This is a genomic window from Lysinibacillus irui, assembly GCF_028877475.1.
In the GTDB taxonomy this organism is placed as follows: domain Bacteria; phylum Bacillota; class Bacilli; order Bacillales_A; family Planococcaceae; genus Lysinibacillus; species Lysinibacillus irui.
This window is the reverse complement of record NZ_CP113528.1, coordinates 93,576-120,238: the sequence shown is the minus strand read 5'-3', so window position 1 is coordinate 120,238 and position 26,663 is coordinate 93,576. Positions and strand designations below refer to the sequence as shown.

General features: G+C 33.3%; 23 protein-coding genes. 18 read left to right on the top strand and 5 right to left on the bottom strand.

Translation table 11 applies throughout. The features are described 5' to 3' along the window. Positions 1–50 precede the first annotated feature (50 nt). Positions 51–1,829 carry a hypothetical protein gene (locus OU989_RS23040; RefSeq protein WP_274797611.1) on the bottom strand — a complete coding sequence of 593 codons (1,779 nt, stop codon included), beginning with the start codon at positions 1,827–1,829 and terminating at the stop codon, positions 51–53. Positions 1,830–2,122: 293 nt separating this feature from the next. On the opposite strand from OU989_RS23040, the gene OU989_RS23035 reads away from it, so the two are divergent. After that, positions 2,123–2,404: a hypothetical protein gene (locus tag OU989_RS23035; RefSeq protein WP_274797610.1), complete on the top strand. Its 282-nt coding sequence runs from the start codon at positions 2,123–2,125 to the stop codon at positions 2,402–2,404. 464 nt (positions 2,405–2,868) lie between these two features. Here OU989_RS23035 and OU989_RS23030 read toward each other — a convergent pair whose 3' ends face one another. Next, positions 2,869–3,540 (bottom strand): hypothetical protein, encoded by a 672-nt coding sequence (locus tag OU989_RS23030; RefSeq protein ID WP_274797609.1) that lies wholly within the window; start codon positions 3,538–3,540, stop codon positions 2,869–2,871. A gap of 408 nt (positions 3,541–3,948) precedes the next feature. Between OU989_RS23030 and OU989_RS23025 the strand changes: the two genes are divergently transcribed. From OU989_RS23025 to OU989_RS22995, 7 genes are all read left to right on the top strand, one after another. Then, positions 3,949–4,497, top strand: a complete 549-nt coding sequence (locus OU989_RS23025) for a hypothetical protein (RefSeq protein ID WP_274797608.1) — start codon at positions 3,949–3,951, stop codon at positions 4,495–4,497. Between the two features lie 174 nt (positions 4,498–4,671). Then, positions 4,672–4,869 (top strand): hypothetical protein, encoded by a 198-nt coding sequence (locus OU989_RS23020; RefSeq protein ID WP_099805584.1) that lies wholly within the window; start codon positions 4,672–4,674, stop codon positions 4,867–4,869. 451 nt (positions 4,870–5,320) lie between these two features. Then, positions 5,321–6,568, top strand: coding sequence for an S-layer homology domain-containing protein (locus tag OU989_RS23015; protein ID WP_274797607.1), 1,248 nt, complete (start codon positions 5,321–5,323; stop codon positions 6,566–6,568). 23 nt (positions 6,569–6,591) lie between these two features. Further along, complete coding sequence (locus OU989_RS23010) at positions 6,592–9,666, top strand: DUF5704 domain-containing protein (RefSeq protein ID WP_274797606.1); 3,075 nt, start codon at positions 6,592–6,594, stop codon at positions 9,664–9,666. 245 nt (positions 9,667–9,911) lie between these two features. Beyond that, positions 9,912–11,252, top strand: coding sequence for a tyrosine-type recombinase/integrase (locus OU989_RS23005; protein ID WP_274797605.1), 1,341 nt, complete (start codon positions 9,912–9,914; stop codon positions 11,250–11,252). A gap of 11 nt (positions 11,253–11,263) precedes the next feature. Next, entirely contained in the window at positions 11,264–13,393 is a 2,130-nt protein-coding gene (locus OU989_RS23000) for a site-specific integrase (RefSeq protein ID WP_274797619.1), read from the top strand. Then, on the top strand, positions 13,359–13,832 hold the full coding sequence (locus OU989_RS22995; RefSeq protein WP_274797604.1) for a hypothetical protein: 474 nt from the start codon (positions 13,359–13,361) through the stop codon (positions 13,830–13,832). The genes OU989_RS23000 and OU989_RS22995 overlap by 35 nt, the downstream gene beginning before the upstream one ends. Before the next feature lie 297 nt (positions 13,833–14,129). Here the strand turns inward: OU989_RS22995 and OU989_RS22990 are convergent, their stop codons facing one another. Both OU989_RS22990 and OU989_RS22985 read right to left on the bottom strand, forming a co-directional pair. After that, on the bottom strand, positions 14,130–15,107 hold the full coding sequence (locus OU989_RS22990; protein WP_274797603.1) for a hypothetical protein: 978 nt from the start codon (positions 15,105–15,107) through the stop codon (positions 14,130–14,132). Beyond that, positions 15,076–16,245 (bottom strand): hypothetical protein, encoded by a 1,170-nt coding sequence (locus OU989_RS22985; RefSeq protein WP_274797602.1) that lies wholly within the window; start codon positions 16,243–16,245, stop codon positions 15,076–15,078. Before OU989_RS22985 ends, OU989_RS22990 begins: the two co-directional genes overlap by 32 nt. Before the next feature lie 336 nt (positions 16,246–16,581). On the opposite strand from OU989_RS22985, the gene OU989_RS22980 reads away from it, so the two are divergent. The 3 genes from OU989_RS22980 to OU989_RS22970 all read left to right on the top strand — a co-directional run bounded on the left by OU989_RS22980 (position 16,582) and on the right by OU989_RS22970 (position 22,217). Next, on the top strand, positions 16,582–19,098 hold the full coding sequence (locus tag OU989_RS22980) for a DEAD/DEAH box helicase (RefSeq protein WP_274797601.1): 2,517 nt from the start codon (positions 16,582–16,584) through the stop codon (positions 19,096–19,098). A 1,038-nt stretch (positions 19,099–20,136) separates the two neighbouring features. Beyond that, positions 20,137–21,456, top strand: coding sequence for an RNA-guided endonuclease InsQ/TnpB family protein (locus tag OU989_RS22975; RefSeq protein ID WP_274797600.1), 1,320 nt, complete (start codon positions 20,137–20,139; stop codon positions 21,454–21,456). Positions 21,457–21,491: 35 nt separating this feature from the next. After that, positions 21,492–22,217, top strand: a complete 726-nt coding sequence (locus OU989_RS22970) for a hypothetical protein (protein WP_274797599.1) — start codon at positions 21,492–21,494, stop codon at positions 22,215–22,217. Between the two features lie 193 nt (positions 22,218–22,410). Here OU989_RS22970 and OU989_RS22965 read toward each other — a convergent pair whose 3' ends face one another. Further along, positions 22,411–22,626 (bottom strand): hypothetical protein, encoded by a 216-nt coding sequence (locus tag OU989_RS22965; RefSeq protein ID WP_274797598.1) that lies wholly within the window; start codon positions 22,624–22,626, stop codon positions 22,411–22,413. A 676-nt stretch (positions 22,627–23,302) separates the two neighbouring features. Here OU989_RS22965 and OU989_RS22960 point away from each other — a divergent pair. The 7 genes from OU989_RS22960 (at position 23,303) to OU989_RS22930 (ending at position 26,656) form a co-directional block, all read left to right on the top strand. Further along, complete coding sequence (locus OU989_RS22960; protein ID WP_274797618.1) at positions 23,303–23,599, top strand: YozE family protein; 297 nt, start codon at positions 23,303–23,305, stop codon at positions 23,597–23,599. A 116-nt stretch (positions 23,600–23,715) separates the two neighbouring features. Continuing rightward, the gene (locus tag OU989_RS22955; RefSeq protein ID WP_274797597.1) at positions 23,716–24,363 is read left to right on the top strand and encodes a hypothetical protein; all 648 of its coding nucleotides are present in this window, start codon (positions 23,716–23,718) and stop codon (positions 24,361–24,363) included. Between the two features lie 322 nt (positions 24,364–24,685). Further along, on the top strand, positions 24,686–24,844 hold the full coding sequence (locus tag OU989_RS22950; protein ID WP_274797596.1) for a hypothetical protein: 159 nt from the start codon (positions 24,686–24,688) through the stop codon (positions 24,842–24,844). Positions 24,845–24,917: 73 nt separating this feature from the next. Beyond that, on the top strand, positions 24,918–25,136 hold the full coding sequence (locus tag OU989_RS22945; protein ID WP_274797595.1) for a hypothetical protein: 219 nt from the start codon (positions 24,918–24,920) through the stop codon (positions 25,134–25,136). A gap of 130 nt (positions 25,137–25,266) precedes the next feature. Further along, positions 25,267–25,578 carry a hypothetical protein gene (locus OU989_RS22940; protein ID WP_274797594.1) on the top strand — a complete coding sequence of 104 codons (312 nt, stop codon included), beginning with the start codon at positions 25,267–25,269 and terminating at the stop codon, positions 25,576–25,578. 107 nt (positions 25,579–25,685) lie between these two features. Beyond that, positions 25,686–26,003 carry a hypothetical protein gene (locus tag OU989_RS22935; protein ID WP_274797593.1) on the top strand — a complete coding sequence of 106 codons (318 nt, stop codon included), beginning with the start codon at positions 25,686–25,688 and terminating at the stop codon, positions 26,001–26,003. Continuing rightward, the gene (locus OU989_RS22930; RefSeq protein ID WP_274797592.1) at positions 26,000–26,656 is read left to right on the top strand and encodes a hypothetical protein; all 657 of its coding nucleotides are present in this window, start codon (positions 26,000–26,002) and stop codon (positions 26,654–26,656) included. Before OU989_RS22935 ends, OU989_RS22930 begins: the two co-directional genes overlap by 4 nt. Positions 26,657–26,663 lie beyond the last annotated feature (7 nt).

The window sequence follows — 26,663 nt, the reverse complement described above, 5'->3', positions numbered from 1 at the left end:
GCTTCAGAAAATATGTACCTGAAGCGGTGTCAGTAAGTTTAAAACATTTGTTAATGTTTCATGTTCTTATACAAGTGATAAATAGGAAATTTTTTATAGGCTTCTTTATATTCATTAGAAAAACTTTCAAAATAAAAACTTGCTTCACTAATGCTCCCAAGCAAAACGCTTGTACAGAAAAGTAATTCTGAATTTATAGCAGTTTGTTTTAATTCCACTATTTCGGCAAATTCTTCGGATGATAATTCTCCGTTTAATCTTAAATTAACTTGTAGACGATTTATTTGGATAACACTTTCCATGTCTTCTCCTAGGCCACCTGTATGTAGAGAATATATATAATCTACAAGCTCTAAAAACTCTATTCTATTGGTTTCATCATATCCGTTGATACAATTAAGACAAAAGGAATTGACAAAATCAAATGTCTCAATTTCCATAATAGGATTCATTAGAGAAAAACTATTTTTTAAGGTTACAAAATCTGTATTTACATACTGAATCAATTCTTGATATTTCATTTTGATATAGGGTGAAGTTCGGCAACTTTTAATTAAAATCCCAGCTGCATCTTTAACCTCTAGAATAGGGTCTTTCAATAGTATATCTCCAGAAAAAGCACTTATAAAATGAATAGTCGGGCTTGATTCCTTTAACAATAAGAAATTCAAACCATCTAAATCATAATTAAAAAGTGAGTAATCATCTAAAGAGTCAGTCTTCAAATTAGTTAGTTCATTATGAACAATTAAATCAACAAAATGTCTAACTTTACTAAGAAAACTGTTTGATTCATTAATAAATTTAGTACTCGGATCTACATTAAGTCTTAAAAATGCTTCTTTTAGCATTATAAAATCATTTTGCAGTGATTGGAGCTTGGATACTGTAGAAGAGTCTTGTGCTAATCCCTCACTAAAAATAAGACCTGTTTTTTCAAGCTCTATTTCTCTTTCAGATAAGAATGCAATTAAGATTGGTAATACTTTGAGTTGGGTTTCTACAGAAATATATTTCTTAATTTCATAAGTGAAACTTTGGTTATCTATAGCTATCTCCAAAGAATCTTCAAAAGTAAAAGTAGTTTTCTTTTCACTTTCATTCTTCTTTATTTTTACCATGACCTTAATTGTTTCTTGTTTATCAATAATCACTGTTTCAAGAATTTCATTTGCTGTTTCTATTAATCTTCCAATACCAATAGGTACATGAAAATTATTTACAATACCATAGAATGTAAAATCATGTTCCTCAATATTTGTGTCGATTTTTGGATTAAACGTTAAACTTCTAACAGTAAATGAAGTAAAGTCTTTTGTGGTGAAAGGGTTATTTTCTATAAGATTTGTTGGTTGCAGTTCAGCCTCGGATAAAAATCGTTTACATACTTCGTAGAGTGATGTTCCCTCTAATTCTCGTAGTTCAATCGAACGGGATTTTTGATGACCGTATTCGGTGATAATGAACTTCAATTCATACGGTAGTAACTGTTTATAGAAGATTTTATTTTCTCCAGTGGTTTTAACTTCTACGACAAACAAGATAGCTCCATTGTTCTTGTAGAAATTAATATAGTGGTCCATATTTAAGGAGTAGTTTCTTACTCCTTTCGAAAATTTCTCAACCTCTTTTCCTTTAACTTGAATAGGGACTTTCCCTAAAAATGCAGTTCTCTCTTCTGATGCATTTATCATAACATCGATATGACCATCAAAAGATATACCTTTATCTCCAATGGGGATATTAGGCGCTAGTGGGTGAAGAACTGATGCTGTTGTAATTGCTGTTACTGCAAGTGCTTCTATTTGTGAATTATTTAAAGTGGCCATTTTTTCACCATCCAGTTATTTCTTTCAAATAAATTATATTCCCTTATGCATATTTTACTATTAAATTCCTTGATTATCTATTGATGTATGATTTTGCGAAGTAATTAAATTAAGAGGAATTGAATCGATTGTTGTATGAGTAGAAATTGGATTGTCGTTTAAAGAAATGAAAAAGAGTAGCTCTTTTACATGAGGGTTTTACTTTCTATACTTAATTAAGAGACGATATAATAATGGAAACCATATACATAAAATAATGCAGATTGCAATCTGATTAGGGGAGATGACCATTTATGACAATAGATGAAATAATAGAGCAAACTAGTCAAAATAGAGAGACAATTGAGGAATTTAGGATTAAGCTCCAAGAGTATGGTTTAATTGGGATACATAAATCTTTAGATCAAAGAGCTGTCGAAACGTTTAGGAAAGCAGTTGAGTATTTCGAAGCGATTGAAGATAAGGAAACGGATTGGAGCGATTCAGTACAACGTGCTATACAAGAAGAATATGGCGAAGAGATGAAGTTACCATTTGTTTGGGAGAATGATATTTTATTAAAAAATTTAATTTGAAAGATAAAGAACAGACGAGTTAATGTAGGACGAGCTGATAACGAAATTCGGGGAACTGAACATAGCGAAGATTTCCATATTATATATCAAATCATAATAGACAATTTCGAAATAATGGGTAAAACTATAGACGTTTACAATAAATGCTATGGAACAGATGGTAATTCTGCATCAACATTCATTTGTAAAGGTAAAGATTATATATATTATATAGTTGGGAAGTATAATAGTCTTACCAAACAGGAAGATGTCCATGTGTTTTATAATGATGGAATTGAGTTTAATTTAATGAAGTGCAAGCATATTTGTGGAGGATATAGTGAAAAAGGGAGATTAAAAGAACTATTGGACACTTGTTCATCTTTTGCCCCAGAATTATGACATTGAAACATAATAACAATTAGTTTCCTCCACTTGAAAGAAACCCGCTTCAAAAGGAGCGGGTTTCATTTTATATTAAAAAACTAGAAATTAGACTTAATACCTTTAGCACTAAGTTTTTCCTCAAGAAGGTCAAAATTGAAGTGTTTTAGTGTTGGATTATCTGTTCGAAGATCATCAACCATTTGTGTGAGTGTACGATTCTTTTTATCTTTTGCAATCACATCATTTACAAATTCGATACGTTCGAAGAAAGGCTCTCTATACTTATATTTCATTACATCAGCTTTATAACGAGCTAACCTGCCGTAAATGGGGACATTCCAACAAACGATAATAAGGTTAATTGCCGTATGTAGTTGTTTAGCGAGTGCATTCCACTTGTTCTTATAATCATCATCTTTCGGTGAATTGCCTGTGCCTTCAGTTGAATTTTCATTATGTGGAGTATCATCATCAAGCTCCATTGTGCTTTCTCCCGAAAGAGGATTAAATATTTTAATAGGTTCGAGGTTAGCTAGACGTATAAAACTCTTGGCAGCTTCAGACCCACAAAAGAAGGAGCCATTATCATACTTGTCTTTTTTGTTTTCGTACTGGAACGTATAATATTTATTCGTGCACTTTGCACCGGCGCAACTGATTTTATCTTGGCCCTTTAACAATTTTGTATGTGCGATTAGTTTTATATTGTACTTTTCAACAATTTCCTCGCGCCTGTGTTCTTCTCGGCAATTTAACTGATTTGCTTTCATTGTAATACCTCCCTTATTTCATTAATTTGGCTATATAACTGATTCGACTCTAGTCCTTTTAACATTGCTGACTGGTAATTATATAAGTAAATAATATCAATACTCCAATATAATTCCAACTAACTCCTTACTACATTAGCAATATAAAACTAGATTGACATAAAATGTGTTGGATGGTAAATTGGTTCTATACTTGATTAAACGACTTTTCTGTTCCGCCACACGGTAGAACAATTTTTTAAACACTTTCTTAATGGGTGTTCTAACGATTCTTTAGGGATTCGTCTGAACTTTATTTGAGAAAGTGTTTTTTGTCGTTCTCAAGTAAAGAAAGGAGGGCTGTTATATAGAGAAATTCTCTAAAAATTTGAAATGAATTCAGCATAGAAGCTGAAATGGGAAAGGGGAGTGTTATCTATAGCAATTTTTGATTTTATACTATCCGTGATGCCAGCTCTATATGTAATAGGGTCAATTGTGACTCTAGGTGCATTAGAAGGTGTGGTGGAGGAATACTTCAAATTCATGGATACGAGAATTTTAGAGGTCGCTGCTACAACGGAAGATGATCAGTCTAATCCTCAATCACCATCAACCTTTTGGTCCAAGCAAAGGATAGTTAGGTTTATCTTCAAATTGTCACGTATGTTGATGATTTTGATCATTCTATCCATTTCCTTTATATCTACTTTAAAGGTTATCTTGGCTATTATGGATGGTGGAGTTGCTAGTATTAACTGGAACTACGTGTTGCTAATGCCTTTATTTAAAATGTACAAGGCATTCACAAAAGTGATGAGTGATGTGGTGAATAATACTGATGAAGCGGCTAATGATGCATCGAAGGTATTTTCAGGCTACAACACTGTATTTGGGTTGTATGAAAGTTTAAAATCATTTCAGTCATCAACTACAGAGAGAGAAGAAATAAAAAAAGCCGACCAATACAGAAGATGAAACACAGTAAACTGGTTTATCTAACGTATTAGGCCGAGCAAGGTAATTTCATTCTAGCCATTTACAAATACAAAGTCAATTTTTTGTTGCTGTAGATGGCTGAATGAAATCTATATTACCGTTCAGAATATGTTATACTAATTGTAAGTATATTCTGAGTAGGAGGGAGAAAAAGTGAAATTGAACGCTAATGTGGATGAATTACGCAGATTAGTTGAAAACACACGAAATAGAAATGTATTTGTACGTTTTTTAGTCTTTTGTACAGTAACAAAGGCAGTTGCCCCAGGATTTATACGTTATCCCAAAGAAACGTTGAAATTGTATTTAAAACACCTTGCCTCCGATCAAAAGGGCAAGTTTCCAGTGTAAACTATCCCCCGCTTCAACCAATCTATATGGAGTGGGGGTTTTTTAGGAAGTGCATGAATATTTCTCTTGAAGAAATAAAATGGGTTTGCTAAAATATGACTATCGAAATTAATAAGTCGGGAAGAACCCGCTTCAAAAATCACTATTCGTCATAACTACTTTGTTATGGCTCATTCTTAGTGTTTTGAAGCGGGTTCTTTCTTTTTATTAAAATCCATTTCAGAGAGGAGGAATCGAAAAGATGCTCAATAAACAGCAACGGGTACAAGAATCAAGGTTGGAGATCCATTTAACAACATCGTATCCAAAACGCAATATGGACTTATTGCAAGAAGTGAAATTGGCAGGTAAAACATAAACACTTGCTATTGTCCTTCGGAAATTTGATACATCCTCTAAAAATGGTAAAATTAGAGTATAACAAAAATTAATTCATTCGGAGGGAAAAATTATGAAACGTGGTACTTTTAGAAAGAAATCTAATAAATTATTACTTGCGACTTTGGCTCTATCTGTAGCGACGCCTGTTTACGCTATTCCTGCTACTTATTCGGTTGCAGAAGCAGCAACGAAAACGACATTTAAAGATGTCCCTAAATCGCATTGGGCATATGAATCTATTAAGCAAGTAGCAGAGAAAGGTCTTGTTGCAGGTTATAGTGATGGTACATATAAACCATCGGCTCAAGTAACACGTGCAGAGTTTGCGACATTCCTATCACGCGTATTTGATGGAAAAGATCGTACACCATCTAAATTTACAGATGTGAATTCATCACACTGGGCAAATGAAGCTATTCAAGAGGGATTAGCAGTCGGATTCATTCAAGCTAGCGATTTTGCTAATAACAAGTTTGAGCCAAACAAAGCGATGACTCGCGGTGAAATGTCTCGTTGGTTAGCGAATGGTCTAGCACATGCAAATCCTGACTATGCCAAAGCCATTGAGACAATGGCAAATTCAAGTCTTACACTTATCCCAATTCCTGAATTTTATAAAGGTGGAGTAAATAAAAAGGATCTTCCGTACATCGGCGTAGCTCTTGGTACTGGATTACTGTCAGGCTATAAAGATTTCACATTCAAACCAAATGGCAATACAACTCGTGCTGAGGTAGCAACTATCCTTATCCGCTTCATGGATACAATGAAGAAAGCACCATCTGACTTTACAGGATTACAGGAGTTGCTTGAGGTTGCCGAAACAGGAACAAATATCTTAACAATCTCTAAGTTTCAAAAAACGAAATATACAGGATATGAAGGTGTTCTTGGAAAACAACATACTCATGTGAATAAAGGAGTAGCGACAATTGAAAGAGCAATTTTCGTAGATACAACTGGTTCTAAATCAAAAGGAATCTATAAAGATATGTTCTTTGATGATGTTGCACAACCATTTTCATTAAATAAAAACTTTTATACAGCTTTTATTGAATACACTTTAGTCCCAAGTCGCGATGTCAGTTTAAATGGTATAGCCGATGGTGCTTTAGAAGGCTATGCATCGCCAATGCGAGTTGACAAAGGTAAAAGCGAGCAATTTAATATTTCGACACCTAAAAATGTTCATGAAAATGTATTTAAAAAAGGTGAAAAATATCGATATTGGGCATCACAGGGAGTATTAAACCGTTCAGGCATAAACCTTACAGGTAGAGCGGATGATAAAAGTGTTTATTATTATGAAATACCGTAAATAAAAGGAGTTGACTTACTATAGTGAGTGTTTATAGAAAAGAAATAATGCTTATTATTTCTTTTTTATCTATTTTTATTTTTTGGTTCAATATGGGTGGAACGACTCCAGTATCTGCAAAAAGAATAGAAGTTATCACAGAAAAAAGAGAGATAAATCCTATCGTACACTGGTGGCAAATTGATAACGGAGATTTTAGAGCTGAGAACTGGAATGGACCAGTACAAACAACTAATGCGGGTACAGTTAAGAATCCTTATCCTAAAAATAAAGACGTCCATGCTCGATTGGACCTGCGTCAATATCCAATGCCAGATACTTTTCATAATGTTAATGACCCAGATGACACATATCCGGCTTCGAAGGTAAAAGGTATCGAAGGAACCAATCCACAATGGGACGATAAGAGTAATGGTTATAATTACTTAGGTAAGAGTAAACGTATGTATACAATAGATGTACTCGAAATAATAGTTGAAACAGGGATAGATTATACGCCATCTATTGTAGATCAGTATGGTGATAATGGCCCTCCAAATTATAATCCTAAATACCACGTTGCCTACCCAATAAAAATGTGGATTCAATGGAAGGGTTACATCGATGATGAAGAAGAGGAAACAGACCCTGAACCTATCGAAGCCTGTTCTATTGAATTTCTATTAGAGGGAGACGGTGCCTCACAAAAAGGTAGTCTAATTCAACCTTCTCCGTCGGGCAGCATCAGTTCCGATAGTGGTGAATTTGATGTAGTACAAGGGATTCCGTCAAGTGAATATCTACGAGCAGATGCTCAAAGTGAAGAATACCTTTACGAGCAAGATTTTGTTCAGAAGAAAGGTAAAACGGTATTTAACAATGTGAATGCATCTAAAGAGTTTACGCTAACATGGACAACCTCCAAGACCGATTCAAAAGGGAATGTGACGTATACCGACCATGAGGAAACTGTAACCAAAAAGGTTGCTGTAAGTGGTATCGAAAGACCATTTTCTTATTGGGAGATAATTAAGTACAACATTTGGAAACTAACGCACTCAGAATTTACGAATTACGCACTACCAGGTGAGTTTTTAAGCATCGATGCGATGACGAATGTTACAGCTAATGGTAAGCATAGCGACAACGTGGAAGATCACGTATTTCCGCCTGAATGTCCTGATATTGAATTACCTCCTGAAACAATCGATGGAGGCAGTTCCAAACCAAGTGTACCTGATATTACAGACGAGGCTAAAGCAGCTGCAGAAGATGAAATTGGAGAGAATGAAGTCGAAAATGATCGTGCTGAATTTAAAGGCTCTGTGATTATGGATGATACACGCGCAACAACTGATGGTCCAACACCTTCAGATGTACCTCCCCCTGGCATGATACAAATGACTGCGAGAGGGCTACTGATAGATCCATTAAAGACAAACTACTGGCAATCACCAAGTACTGGGAAAGTATTTTATGAGCCTGTATTCTCAATCGATGGCTCCGCTTCAGCAAAGGATTTCCCGTTTGATGTGAATCCAGTAACGGTACATACGCCTGTCGTAATATACTCTAGGGCATCTGACGATAAGGAACATGACCAACGCATTAAGCCGCCGTTACGTTCTACACCACCAAACCCTGACCAAGATCGACATGCGTTTATACTAGATAGACCATTTACTGTGTCATTGCCAACAGGAGGGCAACACCGCAATATTCCTGGCTATGGCAACCGCGATTACTCAAAATACATTAAGATGAAACAAGTTATGTTCCCGTTTGATGTGTATACCGCAACAAAACAAGCATTTTATCCAGCTAATACATGGATTTCCGTTCCTGTTGATATGGAAACAGTTGAGTTTTTCTTACCCGTTTGGGTGCCTGAAAAACAATACACAATCCAGTTTAGAGCGTTTGCGATTAATGCACTACCAGGTGGAGACTTTGGTGGGTCTGAGCATCATGCAAACATTACGATTCCAAACCCAGCGTTTAACGTTCCACCAGCAGGTAGTTTATCAGCTGCTCACGTAGCTATTGATTCTATACAAGTCGATGTAGTGGGCCGTTTATATGATTTCCATGTGACAGATATTTCCGACTACAATTGGAAGTCTGTTTTCCGTCAGGGAGATGGCGTAACACCAACTAATAATTCATATTGGGTTGGATTGAACGGCATCGATGGAGCAAAACGTGGTAATTCAAATCCATTTGTTTTACCAGTACGACATGGTAGCCATCCGAATGGATTCCAAAACGTAGCTGTCAAAACTGGTTATAAATTTAAGTTTGATATGAAAACAAAAGGTGATATGGAAAGTATTAATGATGCTATCCGTATTAAACCGACCTTTTATCATGTAACAAGTGATGGAAAGAAACGTCAAGCTGTAGATCTTTATTATCATGATGATAACAACTACTTTGTTAAAATCGGCTCTGATAAAGATAAGACGTATCGTACTGTTTCGTTGAATGAAACAATGCGAAACGTTCCAAAAAATGAAATTACAAATAACGCGCTGCACTATTACAATTTTGGTGATCGTTTTAACTTAAAGGAAACTACTAGTCAGTATTATGAAACTGCGTTTGCACGTTATTACGTCAAGCATATGTCCAAAGAACCTGTGCAAACAGGACCTTATGGATGGCAAATTCAAAATTGGAAGCTTCGTACCTATAGAGGACCTTTAGCAAATCAAGTTCCTTCAAATACGATGGTTCCACCAAAAGAAATCGTTACTAAAGAACAAACGTGGTATGGAGAGTACAGTCTGCCCGCTAAACTATACGTAGTGCCAAAGAATGCGAATGTTCAAGAAGCAGGACGTGTAGGGATGCTGAATGAAAATCATCCATTGTTCTTAAAAGATGGATACATTATCGTGAATTTCGACATAGAAACGATTAATGAGGGCGATCTTAATAATCCGTATCTATCCTACTACAAAGCTCACTATATGAGTCAGTGGACGAATATGGAAGGATTTAAGAATAGCTTTGTCGATGGTTATGGTAATACCTTCAATCTACAAGAAGGCGACGTTATCTTCTATCATGCGGATCAATCATCATTAGACGATTTCAAATCGAGTGTTACCCACTAATAAGAGTATGAAAAGCTTAGGATAACCTGTAATATTAAGGACAAGTAATGGTACAAGGTGATTGATTTCACCTATACTTGTTTAATATGTTACACATATTATAAAATGTACATTACTAAAAAGGACTTTTTAGTGGTGTACATTTTTATTTTTATTACATTAATCTAAAGAATAAGGAAAATATGTATTGATTTAGCATTACCCACAAGTAAGCAAGATTCTTATTTTATGAGGGGGCACCTATTTTGTATTGGTATGACTATTGCCCAAAACATGTTAAAAGCAGATATCAATTATTAGTATTTAAAGCGCAGGAACCATTCTTACCATTAACGGATTATTATCATGATTGTTTAGGGCGAGTGAGTAAAAGTACTGCTATATCTTATTTAAATAGCTTACTTCCCTTTTTTTCATGGTTAGAGACAAGTAGTAACTTTCAGGGACAACGTGTGCAATGGAATGATTCTGAAGAGAAAATTCGTGTAGCTGTTGAAGCGTATTTAATGGAAAAAATGTATTGTAAGATTCATGATAAAGATACCTTTCGTTTTGTGAAATTAACCAATAAAAGCCCGAACACAATAAGCCGTTTTCTATCAGCACTCAAGTCATTTTATAAATCGATGATTTGTTTAAATCAATATCCCTATCATAATCCTTTCATTGATACGCAAGCTATCTTGCAACCTTACAAAGAAGAAGTAAGAGGTGTTAGAAATGACAAACCTCGAATAGCTTCCATTGCTGGAACAGAAGAACCAATGGCTCATCGCAGGGTAACCGATTCCTATTTCAAAATCATCAATGATGAATGGCAACCACAAATTATTGATGACATTCATCTACCCTATCAAGTGTATAAAGCTGGACAACACGTCCATTGGTCACAACGTGAAATGATTATCGCAAGAATGTTATTTGAGACGGGGGCAAGAGCCTCTGAAATTATCGAACTAAAGGTTGGAGATTATCGACAGCGTAAAAGTCATCAAGAAGTTATGACATTTAATAAAGGGAGTTATGGTCGGAAAATAAAGTTTCTACGCTTTAGTAAAGATACGGTGAAACGCTTATTTCATTACATTGAAACTGAAAGAAAGGCCGTGGATAAAGATCATTTGGATTTTCATGAATTACCAGATGAAGCTGCTCTCTTTTTATCCACCAATGGGACGCCATTCACTTATCATGCTTGGTACTATCACTGGAACCGAGCAATGAAAGAAAATAAACTATGTTTAAATCCACATAAAGCAAGGCATTGGTTTGTCACTTCTCGATTACGAGAGATTTATAGGTTATCCCAAAATGATGCTGAAGTGCAGCAACGGAAAAATGAATTAATCCAATATATGAAGTGGAAAAATCCTGACACTATGCATGTGTATGCACATCATTTTGATGAAGCGCAACATCGGGCAGCGCATGAACACATGTTAGAGCAGATGGAGCGAAGAGAGAAAGCATATAATAAACAACTTAAACCTTCAAAAAAATTAAAACCAAAACAACAACTGTTCAAACCTATACATGCTGAACTAATAGATAAAGATTTACAAGAGTTATTAGAAGGGTTGGAATAAAATTGATTGATATGACACAACCATTTCCATTAACTGAATGGTATGAAAAATGGATGGGGCAAATGGATGAAAAATTAATGTGTCTACAAAACAGTAGAGGCGAATTTTTAATCGACAAAATGGACGAACGAGCTTTTACCTATCTTCACAATAATTGTTTAAAGTACGATTGGAAAAATCATTTATTATTAATATTATTGATTGAAACAGATCGGAACAAGGATATTATAACTTCGTATAATACTATATCAACTTTACATACACGATTCAAAGATATTTTTACATTATTCTCTTTAACAAAAATGATAGAGTTTGATGTAGATATTCATCTGTACCAATATTTAAAAGGAGATGTATTACCGCATGATTCGAATAACAAAAGAGCAAAGTTATATAGTTATTATAGTGCATCTGTATACAATGTGAATAAATGGATTTATAATCAACTTTCTGTTGATGATCAAGAATATTATAAACAATATGTATTGTCACCTTTTTCATTTGATGTAAGAGTTTTTGCATTCAATAAATTAGCGATTGAAGAGGCTCAAACTATTCGTAAGGATGAGACCGATGCGATTGTCCCTCATCTTCCTACCATACGTGAGGCAAATTTCCGCTGGAATCAGATGAAAAGGTTAAGGGATGCTTTCTATCAACAAATAAAAAAAGTTGAAAGTGAAGGATTATCTCTACCAATAGAATTTTATTATGATGAACCTGAACGTATTAATGAAAGATTTCATTTCCGTTTATGGGATAAACCTTCCTTTGTACTGAACCATCAAGCCGATTTTTCAGAAAATACTATTAAACTAGCGACACAACGAAAAGGGATTTATTCTAATGATAATAATGCGAATTTCCTTGAATTTATTTGTGCAGAACCAATAGCAAGTGATTGGGAGGCAAATGGTCTTTGGTTCAATGAATTAATTGAACATCATATGTTAGGAATATGGTATCAAAGTAGACCCAAAGAAGAACATTCTACCATTTTAAATTTTTTATTATTATGGGGGTATCAAAGTGAGAATGAATCGAAGCCTACACCTTTCAATTCTAGGCATAAAGGTATCCTAACCCCATCAACATTTATTACTTTACATAAAGACAAAGCCGAAGGCTTACTCATAGATGTAGAACCATTTTATACAGCTTGTACATTTGGGTTATTAGCTATAGATATGTTAACTACAACAGGTGCAAGGGCTAATGAATTGCTTCAAATCAATAATACAAAAGAGTGTATCCAAGTAAAAAAAGTCAACAACAAGCTCCACTATTCCTATAAAGCCATACCTAAAGGAAGAGATACCTTAGAAGAATATTATTTGAGCAAGCAAACAATGGAGCATATTCAAACTGTCTCAAGGATGTTGAGAGAACATTATAAGGATGATAGAATCCCCAGTGTTCCATATCGAGATGAACGAAGGCATCTATTCCCTCAACCGTTACCCTATTACTTTCAATATGCTGGTAAGAGTATTAGAAAAAGTGCACTACATAGTAGTATCCGTTTCCTTCTTCATGGTTTGATTTTTGAAACACAAAACGGAAAGTCTGTAACTATCAAAACACACCTTTTGCGTCATGCCTTTGCGACAGAGGCTGTTCAACGTCAAAAGATGCCAATTGATATTGTTGCAAAAATACTACACCAGAAAGATTTGGAAGTAACAGGCTATTATTCAGCCCCTACCCCTACACAAATTGCAGCATCCGTCAGCGAGCTACATGATGTGATTGCAAGCTATGTAGACATTGATGAGGCGTATATAAGAAGTCCACAAGAGCTACAAAAAGAATTAGATACCTACGTGGAAAAGATAGGTGTATTCAACAAAGTATTAGGTGGGACATGTGTGGCAGATTTTGTCTGTCCGACTAAAATGCAATGTTTGGGCTGTCGAGCAAAAGTACCTGAACCAGACCAAGAGGACGATCTTTTAGAGGTGATTCAATTATCAAAAGATATGGAGATGCGTTTTAAACAATTAGGATTAGAGGTCGAAGTACGGAAAGCCAAGGAAATGGAAAAACAAGCGAAAATCGAATTGAAAGAGATAAACTTGATTAAGAAGTATAGAGAGGAACGTCAGTATGCACCAATCACAAAGCGCAATCCATTCCGATAAACGCCCATGGCTGGATAGAGTACATCAACAAAGGAAGGAACGTTCTGTTTCCCTTGGCATGGCTACGATTGATTTTCTCGTGAAACAAGAGATTCCAGTAACCTATCACACGATTCGGGAGCATTCGAAACAAGTTGACCCTCAAGGGAAAGGGATTCATCCAAATACCATTAAACGTAATGATGAATTGTATGCGTATTATCAAAAGCATAGCCGCACTTATAAAGTCAATCAGGTACGTAAAAAGCCCATATCACCTCCTAAATGGGATGAATCTACTACAAGACGAATCTCTTCTGAACGAGATTTAGATGCCGTAAAAACGAAGTATTTGAAGTTGTCCAAAGAAGAGCTGGTGAATCGATTAATAGCAGTTGAGCAATACCTAGCAGAAAATCAAAAACGATGGAAAGCTAATCAATTCGAACAATTTCAATAAAACAACGGGATATAAAAAAGACGATAACTGTCGTTCTATGACTGATGTAGGCGTAGTGGATGTAATGAAAGAATTTGAAGTAAATTCATTAAACGATGTTTACCTACAGGATGATTTAGCAAAATTTTAACCAATTTATTAAACAACCTATCATATTTTCACTTTGTATTAGTTCGATAGACAAAAAATACAAGTAATAAAAGTTAAACATCCTTCAATTAAATTCAAGGATATTGTGTAGTAGATAGATTGAGAGAGGAATATCTATGCAAAAAAGATTAGACACTCCCAATAAATTTAATAATTTTCGTAATCAAAAAGAGAAAGTTGATCTAAGTTTTCATGGATTGGAGAAGTATTATTTTTTCTTGCCATATATTTATTGTGAACATTTTTTAGCTTTTCTCCTAGTTTTGCAGGGGTAGAATAATCTAAACCTTTAAGTTCCCAGTGTTTATCTATACTATCCCAAATAAGATGTTTATTTAACTCAAATTTAGACAAGTCTCTTAAACAACGTTTAATTTTATTATTTACGGAAGATTTAATGTCAGCCCCTACGATATTTAGTAAATAGGGTACTGAACAATATGTACTTTCTATTATTTCATCCACAGTAAACGTATCCCTTTTTTCTAATAGTATTCGGAAAATCTCGGGTATGACTTCTGCAGCTATGACAGTTTCATCAGACTCTTTATCAAATTTGATAATTAATGGTGGTGTAATAGTTGATAGAATATTAGGGTTGGAATTAATATCATGAGCGATAGCTTGATCAATCGTATGAATTTCATCTAGTGAAGCAGTTAAATGATTAGAATCCAATCCTAATATTGAAAATTTATATCCGTACTGCTCTAATTTATCTCTTACATAAGAAAGTCTTGGTGAATTAACCATTATTACAGTTTCCATTTTGTGAGCATTTAAATCTTGTGATGGAATACCACTTAGATAAATAAATTGTTCCAGCGGGACATTTTTATATCTATTTAGTTGATCTTCGTCTATATTAGATGCACGATCGCCCTTTATCTCTATGCCTACTGTCAGTTCTTTTTGCGTTGAAGTTAAACAGATATCATATTTTACAGTACCAACAGCAGTTGAAATAGAACGATCAATAGAAACAATTTTATAATTATGCTTGTATAGAATATTATTTACACCATTTGTATCGCTTTCAAGGCACATTAAAATTGCTAAATTGAGTAGTTCAATTTCTGTATAATATTTTATATCAATCGGACTCATTGAGGATAAAGTAGTCATATGGATTTCCTCCTGTTATTAATTCAGCTGTAGCATCAATATTTTGGTGAATATTTGTTAATAATCTTGCTAATGTATTGGCACAAGCTCCGTGTGGGAAAATAACCCTTATATTATTAGGGGTGATATCTAACTGCATACTTTTTCCCAAATTACCTACATGAAGATCAACAACTTTTAATGAACAATATTCTTCAGATGACCATTTAGGAATTCCCCAAAGCTTAAATACTTTATTTCCTGAAGAAAGTACATCTACAAGTTTTGAAAGGATAATATCTTTGCGATGAAATTTGATATTGATTATTTGACCCTTTATTTGCTGTTCATCTAAATTGAAATTAAAAGCTATATTGTCTTCTAAGAATTGAAGTTTATCACGATAGTTACTGAAAATTTCATATACCAGTTGACTATGCTTAGAATAGGATGTTCCCTTAGCAGTAAACTTACCGAAATAAGTAATATCGTCTACAATGAAATCGTCATCTTTTAATGAATCGGTTTTCAATATAGAGATTCGATCTAAAGCTATATTTTCTTTAAATTCAGATTTTTGGAGTATCTTCAACATTTTTGATGCATTGAATTTTCTGATTTTAAGTTTAAGCTTATCTTCATTTGATAAATATGAGGAAACAATATTTTCATCATCATTTAAAATCTCATTATATGAAACACCTATGCCATAAATTGAACCAAACATATTCATTGAATTTATGAAAGAGCTAGGTAGCCAAATATTATCCATAGATTCTTCACGCAGTAGCTCATTGAATACCATATCAGAACTTTTAGCTTTAATTGCAGTGTTAATAGACCAAAAGCGAGTATCCGTAATGTCTATAAATATTTCCCCGAATTTAGAATCCAATATTATCAAATTTAAATCATTGGTTGAACGTATTTTTAAATTCCATTCGCTTTTCGAGGGGCTTTTTTCTAAATTTAATATCCAATCATTTAAAAAAGTAGATATGTTATCATTTTTGTTTTCATCATTTTTAAATAAATGATTTTCTATAAGATATGTTTTAATTAGATTAGTTTCATTTTGAGAAGTCTCTTTAAATTTATCAAAATTTTTATCAAGAATTTCCTCAAACTTTGTTATCATTTCACTTTTTGTAGATACCATGTATTTCACCACCTTTTAAAGTTAATATAATTATTCTTTCCTAAACATCTAGAATCCTTTTCTTCATTCGATGATTAAAAGTATTCGTTAATGTTCCCATAATCCCGATTTTATCAAGTGTTTAATAAAATGTAACGTGATTTAAATTATGAAGATGAAAAAATAAATTATTTGATGTTATTAACGAAATGTATTGAAACTCAGTAGGCCGTTATTTTAATCGTGATAACGATAATTTCAGCCTATTAATAATACTAAATAGCTCAAAATTCAATATGTTATATATTGGTATTGTGTTACTATTATATTACAAATATTTTTGAGAGGTGTGCCAAAATGATTGATTTCGGTGAACTATTAAATAAATATGATGATGATTTACCTATATTCCCTAAGGAAATTTTCGAATCAAGTATAAGACAATCTAAATTTTCATATCTAAGAGGCGATCAAGAAAAGGTTCTTGAACAATGGTTTTCAAAAAGAAATGAAAAAGATACTGTTATAAAAATGAATACTGGTGGAGGGAAAACTACTGTTGGGTTACTACAGTTACAGTCGTCTATAAATGAAGAACTAGGGCCGGCATTATATTTGTGTTTAAACAATCAATTAATTGAACAAGTCATTAGAGATGCTGTAGATTTAGGTATCAAATGTGTAAAAATAGATGAGAATAATGAGTTACCTCTGGAATTTTTAAATGGAGAGGCGATTTTAGTAACAACTTTTCAAAAATTATTTAACGCAAGATCTATCTTTGGAATTCATGGAGATACATCGAGAGATATTATAGAAATCGGTGCTTTAGTTATAGATGATGCGCATGCAGCGTTAGTTAAGGCTAGAGAAACTTTTACATTGAGTTTTAAGGTTGGAACAGAAAATTATAAGAAACTAATTCCTCTTTTTAAGGATTCATTGATTAAACAAGCTATTGGTTCGGCAGAAGATATACTTGAAGGAAAAGATAGATATGGAATAATGATGATTCCATATTGGTCTTGGCTAGAAAAATTATCTGAGGTAACCAATTTATTAGGTGATTTTGATGATGCAGATATAGAAATGAAATTTAAGTGGGCCTTGGTAAGAGACTATTTGGAATATTGCTTTGTATTAGTATCTGCTAATTCTATTGAAATTGTTCCTAAGTGTCTTCCAATTCATATGATTCCTGGTTATGAGCGAGCAAAAAGAAGAATTTTCATGTCTGCCACTTTAAATGATGATACCGCACTTATAAAAGACTTCGATATAAATTTGAATACTGTTCTAAATCCAATACAATCTGAAACATTTAGTGATGTTGGAGAAAAACTAATTTTATCACCTTTTAATGTAGATAAAAGACTTACTACGAAGATTTGGACAGAAATATTAAGAAACACAAATGGATTTAATATTGTTACTTTGGTTACTTCAGATCCAAAAGCAAAAATCTGGATAGATGCAGGATTTACTAAACCAAAACCAGCGAATATTAATAAAGAAATTGATAAACTTTATACCAGTGTAAATAACCATATGGTTTTATCAAATAGATATGATGGAGTTGATCTATCAGATAATTCTTGTAGGGTTCTTGTATTAGACGGAATGCCTATTTCAACAACGCTACTAGAACGTTTTAATATATTTGCAAGACCAAATTCTAAATCAATGCAAATGAGTCAAGCACAAAAAATTGAACAAGGTTTAGGGAGAGCGGTACGTTCAGTAAATGACTATGCAATAATATTCTTATTAGGAAATGACCTTGTCTCAAAGGTTTCTACAAAAAAATTCCAATCATTTATGTCTCCACAAACTGTAAATCAAATAAATTTGGGGGGACAAATAGTAGATTTAATTAAGAAGTCAGGAAAAGACTCCGTTAAAGCTATTGGTGAAGCAATGATGCAGGTTTTAAATAGGGATTCGAACTGGGTTCAGTTACACAAAAAACAAATCAGTAAATCGGTTAAACCACAAATAAATAAAGAGCTAATTGAATCAGCTAGATTAGAAAGAGATGCGTTTAATTCTGCTTTATCTAGACAGTATTTAAAGGCAGCAGAAAGTCTAAGAACACAGATTGGAAAATTAAGTAACGGTGATGCTGGTGATGAGGGATGGTTCTTACAATTGGCAGCTTCTTACCTTTATAAAGTTGATAAATCAAAATCAATGGAACTACAATTAGCTGCGCATATAAAGAATCCATATTTACTTAAACCACCGACAGGTATTAGTTATAAAAAACTCACAACTAAGACAACAGTACAGGCTGAAAAAGTTAAAGGATTTTTAAGTAACTTTAGTGAACCTAACGCTGTTATCCTTCATATGTCAGAGGTATTGGGGAATTTAGTTTTTGAACATGATTCATCAACGCTTTTCGAAAAGGCTTTTTCAGATTTAGGCAATAGTTTAGGCTTTGAAGCACATCAGCCGGAGTCCGAATATGGGGTAGGGCCAGATGTTTTATGGAATATTTTTGATGATGAATATTTAATTATTGAAGCAAAAAATGAGGTCAAATTATCTCGAGAATGTATTTATAAGTCTGAGACAGAGCAAATTTCAGAGGATATGAATTGGTTTGATGACGAGTATAAAGGGAAGTCTGGAGTTCCAATATTAGTTCATCCTTCTAGAAAGCTGCACAAAGAAGCGTACGGACCCTCAAATTTAGTTATTTTAAATGAGAGCAGTTTAATGGAATTAAAGAATAATGTTGAGAGTTTCTTTGCGAAATTAGCAACTAAACCATTAGAACAATGGGATTTAAGAGATCTAACAGTGGAAATAGCAAATCATAGAATTGATAGAAGAAATATAAAAACTTATTTTTTAAATACCCAAGGTTAAATATGATATAAGTTTTAATAGCATCTTTCTTACAAAATGATAATACTTAATAATAAAAGGGCTCGCATTTTACCAGTTTTTTTGCAAAATGCGGGTCTTTTTCTATGATAAATATCAACGTTTATACCACACTTTTAAATTAAACTCTTTGCATTAGTTTAATCTCTTTGAATAGGATTTTTAGTTAGACTTTTTTATAAATGAACAAGACGACATCATATAGATGGATGTCGTCTAAAATAATCATTAAAATGTGCAACATTCTAATAAATTAACTGAGATAACAACTTAAATGAATTAGTTATTGACTTTTAATAAATTTTAGTTCCTAAGCTTTTTTATTTTCTATTACAGAAAAATACAAACTCAAGGACATAAGCGAGTTGCTGGTAGTAGAATAAATGATCTTGTTAAGAATAATTATTCCTTTATTTAGAACGTACATTCCGGTACAATGGTAATATATACTATAAAAAGTTGGGTTATCCAATTGTTCTAAAAACTAATAAATTTGGTTGTAAAAATACCGCTTGTAATAAAAGTTAACGCTGACTCGCCAGCGTATATGGGGGCACCAGCACTCCGTTAGCACTATACCAAGTTGATAGATATACATTGCTGTCACAACTTAGAAGTGTAAATGTGCAGTGAGATTGCAAAACTTATCCACAATTTTTTCATACGGGATCACGAATTACTTATATTCTCCAAGAGAAACTATACGCTGACTCACCAGCGTATATGGAGGCTGCGGCACTCTGTAAGCACCATACTATAGTTGATATTTACTTTGCTGTCATTTACAAGTGTATGTGTGCAGTGAGCCTTTGGCGCTGCGCAATCTAGCAAATCAACGCCTGTCAAAACTAATGTGTATACCTGTGCAGTGAGTTTTCTTGAAACTATACGTATCTATTTCAATGATACAACTTACTATTGTGTGTATATTGAAGATCAAAAAAATATTTGAAGTGCGAATGCGAAGTAAACATCAAAATACTAGTCCATTCGCACTCTTTACGTTAGAGGGGTGTTTGGATGATTAAAATTGTAAAAACAATGAAGTATGAAATAAAGTATGATAAAGAGCTTTATAATCTCTTAGGCGACATTCAACATGCTATTTGGTTAATCAAGAACCGAGCTACAACAGCGGCTTATGATTGGCAACAATTTTCATTTTCTTATAATGAGCGATTTGGCGAATATCCCAAAGAGAAGGAAATCATAGGGAAAACATTGTCGCCTGATGTTTATGGTTTTTTAAAAGCAATGGGATCATTCGTATCATCTTCTATAGTCGATTCAGCTGTTAATGAAGCAATCACAAAATTTAAAAATGATAAAGTGAAGATTTTGAAAGGTGAACAGTCCATTCAGATTTACCGTCGTAATGGTTCATTCCCTATACGAGTATCTCAAATAAAAGGCATAACCAAGTTAGACAATAAAACATACAATGCCAAGCTGTCCCTATTATCAAAAGAAGGAGCAAAAGAGCGAAATTGCAAAGGTCAATCCGTAGTGACGTTAATTACGGGGAATGGTGCATACGAAATTTTGGATCGCATCATTAATGGGGAGTACAAAATGAGTGATAGCCGTATCTACAAACGGAAAAACAAATTTTATCTTTTGCTTACATATAAATTTGAAAAAGAAGCTGAGAAAGTATTAGATGAAAATCGAATAATGGGCGTTGATATTGGAGTCGCTGTGCCAGCAGTACTTGCTATTAATGAGGATAAATTTTACCGCCAATATGTAGGGGATGCTAAAGAAGTAAGTGATTTTGTAGCGCAAATTAATGACCGCAAAAAGCGTTTGCAACGTTCACGTAAATGGGCTGGAGAAGGTAGTCGAGGAAGTGGCCGAAAAAAGTTAATGAAGCCGGTTGATGCAATTTCTAACAAAATTCACAACTATCGAGAGACAAAAAACCATACGTGGTCGCGCTTTATAGTGAATGAAGCGTTAAAAAATGAATGCGGAACCATCCAGATAGAAGATTTATCAGGTATAACAACAGACAATGCTTTTTTAAAAGATTGGACGTTTTATAGTTTGCAACAAAAAATTATAGACAAGGCCAAAGAACATGGTATCAAGGTTGTAAAAGTGAAGCCTAATTATACATCTAAGCGTTGCAATAAATGCGGATTTATTCATAAGGATGTCAAAAAGGAAATATGGCGGCCAACGCAAGCTGATTTTAAATGTCTAAATTGTGGGCATGAGACGAATGCGGACTTAAATGCAGCTCGTAACATTGCCATAAAGGATATTGAGAAAATTATAGAGGATCAATTGAAAGCGCAAGAGAAGAACGTAAAACATGTGGAAGAATATTTAGTGTAATGAGTAAATCTAAAAAGAGTGATAGGAGCTGCAAAATGGTTTCTAAAATGATTGATTTTGGTTGGCGTTTACCGGAAGGATTCAGTAAGAACCTAGGCAATTGCTTTGATATGGTGACAATTGATATGTATGCCACGCCAGATCTTACAGAGAGACATATCCCAATGTTTCTAAGTGAAGGGGAATATATGTTAGTAACTGCGAAGAGTAAAGATCGTGTGGATTACCGAGAACTCGGTCAATTTACTATATTAGATGGAATATTTAGCAAAGGAGATTACTTTCATAGTTTTTTTATTGCAGAGAATATTTTTGATAACATGAATGGAAAAAAAGTAAAGCTAATTGCATTACTTTATGAGGAAAGAGGTATTATTCACAAATGGAATCCTTTTTTTGAAGAGCTCTTTCTACCGCTTATTCAGGACGATATAAACAAGGGTGTTGATTCACATTGGAGAAGTTTATTAGAGATTCAACAAAACTGTTCTCTCGATTTAGATGTATATGAAATTGTTTTGGAAAATCAAGTTGATTACGAAATAGACGTTGACTGGAATAAAGGAGAAATTTTTACAACTGTAGTTTATTATGCTCTATTAAACCACATTTTTTTGGTAGAGAATGAGAAATATCCAGCAATACCTGGATCTGCAAGGACGATTCAGGCTTATCGGGATTTGTATGATGATCATTTAAAAAATCAAGTTGATATGGACCAATGGAGGTCAAAATATAGACTTAGAGATCCTTGGAGTTAATATCAATATCAAAAAGCATTAAATAAGAAAGGCCCCTCTACGTAGAAGGGGTCTTCTTAAAAGCGGTATCTTCATTTTAAAAATACAAGTAGACTAAGTAATGCCCAGATAATCAAGTACGGTTGAATAAGAGCATTCCAAGTTATTGTTATAATACGAAAAATATTATCAAAAAAAATTGTCATATATACTTCTACTTATTCTGTAATTCTGCAACTAGGTCTATACCTTTTGCAGAGATATTAAATTTAAAACCACCAGTAGGGGTACTAATAATATTGCATATATAACCTTTATCTTTTAGCGATTCAAATTTTTCCATCAAATCCATGGTTTCGAATACTGTTTTTTCTCCTGATTGTTTATGCAAAAGTAAAAGAAGCTCTAGTTCATCTGTTGTTAAATCCATCAAAACATCCCCCTTAAAAATATGTATTTATTTTCTAATTACATTGTTTTATTTTAACCAATTTGGTAGAATAGTTACAACTTAATTAATTGCCGGGAAGAACCCGCTTCAAATAAACCATATAACCATGGTCTTTTTAAACATGGTCAAAATGGAATTTGAAGCGGGTTTTTTATTGTAAAAAGGAAGCTTATTCGGCTATCTCCTTGGTAATGAAAAATTTTAAGGAAAATGGGTTTTTGTACAACAGGAAATTCTTTACCTAAAATAACAGTAAGAAGGTAAATGGGAGTATAGCATTTTGATTTACATCATTAATTAATAGCTCAGAGAGGGAAGGGAATCTTTCATGAACAAGAATCTTTTAGGAAGAACGGATGAGAGTATAGAAGAATTAACGTTAGCCACGTGTTATGGCAGAAAGGTAGATATATTAAAGCATAGCTTGAATAATTCCAAATATTTGACTTTAGAACAAATACCGCTATCCACAAAAGAACGTGAGACGCTCTTAATATCACTCGAATTCGGGGTTGAATTAGTAAAAAGAATGAGAAGAAAACACGAACCCATCGAGGATACTAACGATTAAAATAACTAAACACTTTATTTGTTTATCTTAATGAAGAACAAATGAAAATTAGGTTATAGAGAAAGGAGATTAATTGTGGGTTGGATGACATTTTTTGAATTTGCCATTACCTTTAGGCATGAACATGTAAGGAATAGACAAAGAGAAGTACGTAATCATGCATTAGAAAGTGAGCAAATGTACTTCTTTGCAAACCAAATAGTTAGAGATAAAAAATACCCTAGAAATAGCTCTAATTATTTAGAAATAAAGAATTATGTCATTGAGCATTTTAGAGAAGATATTGTAAATGGTTTCGAAATAATATGGAAAATGTATGAAAGTGCAAAGAAGCAGAATACGGACGAGGCACATATAGAGGTAATTGACCATAATGAATAAATAAAGTAGTAGCATACTGTGTATACAAATAATTAGATTATGTCATACCAAGAAAATAATAGAGAGGTTGAAAATAAATGTTTCTATTACTATTCGAACTAACATCAGGGGATGGAATGGAACTAGTTGAGCTATTTATTGATCTGTTCTTGTTTGCTGTATTACCAATTATTACACTATCTCTCTTTGCCTCCGGCTTTATGATTATAGGCGTTTCAAGGGGGCATAGCCCTTCACCCTCAATTGAAGTGCTACCAAAAATAAATAAACAGGTTATAAAACAGCTTCCTGAATGGAAGCACTTTGAGAAAGTAAATATAAATTTAAGAGAGAGTCTTAAGAACTGGGATAAAAAAACTATTGAAGAAAAGTGTCCGGAAATTTCCTCTATTATTGCCTTCAATTATAAAACATATACAGAGTCAATCGCTTATCTTAATGAATTTGGTGTTTCAAAAGAAGTGTCGTTTATTTTTCTACAGAATGATCAGCTGCTGCAAAGACTAGTTGAAGATCTTAAAAAGCAGCCTAAAGGTGAATCAAGGGTTTTAATGCATCTTCACATAAAGATGGCCAAAGAGCTAGCTACAATAAACAAACAATTAGAAGGTGCAATGGAGAATCATATGAATTCGTTAGATAAAAATTATTTAAATGAAGAGAAAATATCTAAACAAGATTATCAAAGAATCATAGAATCTCGAAAAAACTTGGATTTAACCAGCAAATCAGATTACGATCCGTTTTACAAAGAAGAAAATTAAACAATTTAGAGCACAAAAAGTTAATGTTCATGTTAAGGGCGACCTATAAGAGGTTGATCTTTTGTCAAGACCATCACAGATGAACTAAATAATTGAAAGAAAATCTCCAGGGGGCATTAAATCAATGAATGTGTTTGAAAGGCATACGTTAATCGTTACAATATTTCTGTTATTAATTTGTGGTATTGGAGTCGCAATTGTATCGTCTTTAATTTACTCAATTAATACATAGAAAGAGGACAATGGTGAGGAAAGGAAGATCAATTAAATGAAAGATTAAGATTTTAAATAATTGAAGGGAATTTTTCAGGAGGTATAAAAAATGAGTTTAATAAATATTGCATGGGGTTTAATAATTTTATCCCTTTTAGGTTTTGGTTTAAATATCATGTTTAATGCGAGAGTAGATAAAGAAAAATATAAATTTTTCGATGAGCTTATAGGAATAGGTATGGGTTTTGCAGTATTTTTTTTATTATGAGTTTATTTGTTTAGCCATAATGTTACTGAACAATGTGAGGAACAAAATTTAAAGGAAGAGTGTAGGTGAGGATATGGATAAAGAAAAAGTTAAGGAAATGATATGCAAGGCAATAGACAACATTCCGGATTGTGCTGATATCGTAGATTGTTACACGGAACATGTTTTTGGTGATAGCCAGGCATTTATAAAAGTCGTTGTTAAATTAAAGGAAGAAACAGGAGAGAATATAACTCAGTTTCATAACATAGCACATGTAGCATTTGATAGTGGTATGGATTTTACAAGTTAAGCTATTTGCTGAATTCTATTAAATTATGACCAAATAGAGCAAAATAATTGAATCTACATCAGTAGAATATTATAGATGCCTGTTTACTGAACACTTTTAATGTTATATATAGGCGGAAATGAGGGTAAAAATGGATAAATTTAGTATTTTATTAAATGTTTTATCTAGATTTATTTTATTGAGTTGCGCTTCAATACTACTCGTATCAATGATTGGAGATTTAATAGGTTGGTTAAATATTTCCACTGATTTCCCATTTGGACTTATATGGTTTCTATCTTTTTGGGCGGCATTGTTAAACTTAATGTATCAATTTTACTTTAAAAAAATCAAATTGGTTGCTAAGCGTACAGCACTCGACTTTGGAATTGTAACATTACAAGCCTACTCTTTCTATGGTGGAATAACATGTACATTAATTCACTTTAATTTAACTATTTGACAAAATAAATAGGCTAAATTTTTAGCTTACACCTTATTACGATGAGTTTAGGAATGTGAAGGGGTAAATCCAACCAAAGACAATAAAGAGCAAGAGGAGATAGGTTCATGTTGAATATAAAGCCTACAACTATAACTAAGTGTTATTTTACAGAAGATCTTAGTGGAGGGATTTCTTTAAATAAAAAAGATTTAACAGCAGATATGTGTCCATCCGATGCAGAACATTATTATAGGATAAATGTATATGGCATGTTTTATCCCGTTTTTCCTAGAATACAACGAACTAGACAACTAGTTGGATATTTTTTGAGTATCGACTATAAGGAATATATTTGTGTAATTGAAGACAACAGTAGATACATAGCTGATGAATCGATAGGGGACTTAGGTTGGTTACCCTATAACAGGAGGAGGATAATGTGAAAGAATCCGATCTATTCGAGCCAGTAAAGCAACTTTTACTAGATAAAATAGGTTGTGAAAAAGTATATGCTGAAGTGCTTAAATATGATGTAGTAGGTGTTATCGGAACCCATAACATCATTGTAGAAATGAAAAAAATGTTGAACTTCAAAGTTATAGAACAAGCTGTAGAAGCGAAGCGACATGGGAATTATGTATTTGTTGCAGTACCTAGTAAAAAAGGCGGTTTCTCCCGGTTGATACAAGATTTTCTAAAGCACTTTGGAATTGGTTTAATTGTCATTAAAGAACATGGTAGTACCTATTATGCAGAGATACCTTATGGGATGTTTGCTAAATTGAACCGTAAAACTGCGGATATTCGCAAGTATATTAAAGACGGCTATCACGACACAATCTCTGGTGGTCATAGGATGGGAGATTTTGATTATCAAAGCGACTATACATTGATGATAGAGGATGTGAAGCGGTACTTTCAACGTAACCCTGATAAATGGGTAACTGTTGATGAACTACTTAATCATTGTCAGTGTTATTATGCTAGCCCTAAAGCGCAACTAGCAGCAACTTTAAAGGCACATTGGAATAGTGACTGGTTGGAACATCAGGTAATAAATCGTAAATCACATTTCAAATATAAAAAGATAATATGAACAGTTT

Excerpts from the sequence above, each read along its gene's own strand:
- OU989_RS22990 (WP_274797603.1), bottom strand. The coding sequence starts at position 15,107 with ATGACTACTTTATCCTCAATGAGTCCGATTGATATAAAATATTATACA.
- OU989_RS22960 (WP_274797618.1), top strand. The coding sequence starts at position 23,303 with ATGACATTTTTTGAATTTGCCATTACCTTTAGGCATGAACATGTAAGG.
- OU989_RS22955 (WP_274797597.1), top strand. The coding sequence starts at position 23,716 with ATGGAACTAGTTGAGCTATTTATTGATCTGTTCTTGTTTGCTGTATTA.
- OU989_RS22995 (WP_274797604.1), top strand. The coding sequence starts at position 13,359 with ATGCACCAATCACAAAGCGCAATCCATTCCGATAAACGCCCATGGCTG.
- OU989_RS22975 (WP_274797600.1), top strand. The coding sequence starts at position 20,137 with ATGATTAAAATTGTAAAAACAATGAAGTATGAAATAAAGTATGATAAA.
- OU989_RS23040 (WP_274797611.1), bottom strand. The coding sequence starts at position 1,829 with ATGGCCACTTTAAATAATTCACAAATAGAAGCACTTGCAGTAACAGCA.
- OU989_RS22935 (WP_274797593.1), top strand. The coding sequence starts at position 25,686 with ATGTTGAATATAAAGCCTACAACTATAACTAAGTGTTATTTTACAGAA.
- OU989_RS22970 (WP_274797599.1), top strand. The coding sequence starts at position 21,492 with ATGGTTTCTAAAATGATTGATTTTGGTTGGCGTTTACCGGAAGGATTC.
- OU989_RS22940 (WP_274797594.1), top strand. The coding sequence starts at position 25,267 with ATGGATAAATTTAGTATTTTATTAAATGTTTTATCTAGATTTATTTTA.
- OU989_RS23030 (WP_274797609.1), bottom strand. The coding sequence starts at position 3,540 with ATGAAAGCAAATCAGTTAAATTGCCGAGAAGAACACAGGCGCGAGGAA.
- OU989_RS23035 (WP_274797610.1), top strand. The coding sequence starts at position 2,123 with ATGACAATAGATGAAATAATAGAGCAAACTAGTCAAAATAGAGAGACA.
- OU989_RS22985 (WP_274797602.1), bottom strand. The coding sequence starts at position 16,245 with ATGGTATCTACAAAAAGTGAAATGATAACAAAGTTTGAGGAAATTCTT.
- OU989_RS22980 (WP_274797601.1), top strand. The coding sequence starts at position 16,582 with ATGATTGATTTCGGTGAACTATTAAATAAATATGATGATGATTTACCT.
- OU989_RS22945 (WP_274797595.1), top strand. The coding sequence starts at position 24,918 with ATGGATAAAGAAAAAGTTAAGGAAATGATATGCAAGGCAATAGACAAC.
- OU989_RS22950 (WP_274797596.1), top strand. The coding sequence starts at position 24,686 with ATGAGTTTAATAAATATTGCATGGGGTTTAATAATTTTATCCCTTTTA.
- OU989_RS23015 (WP_274797607.1), top strand. The coding sequence starts at position 5,321 with ATGAAACGTGGTACTTTTAGAAAGAAATCTAATAAATTATTACTTGCG.
- OU989_RS23000 (WP_274797619.1), top strand. The coding sequence starts at position 11,264 with ATGACACAACCATTTCCATTAACTGAATGGTATGAAAAATGGATGGGG.
- OU989_RS22965 (WP_274797598.1), bottom strand. The coding sequence starts at position 22,626 with ATGGATTTAACAACAGATGAACTAGAGCTTCTTTTACTTTTGCATAAA.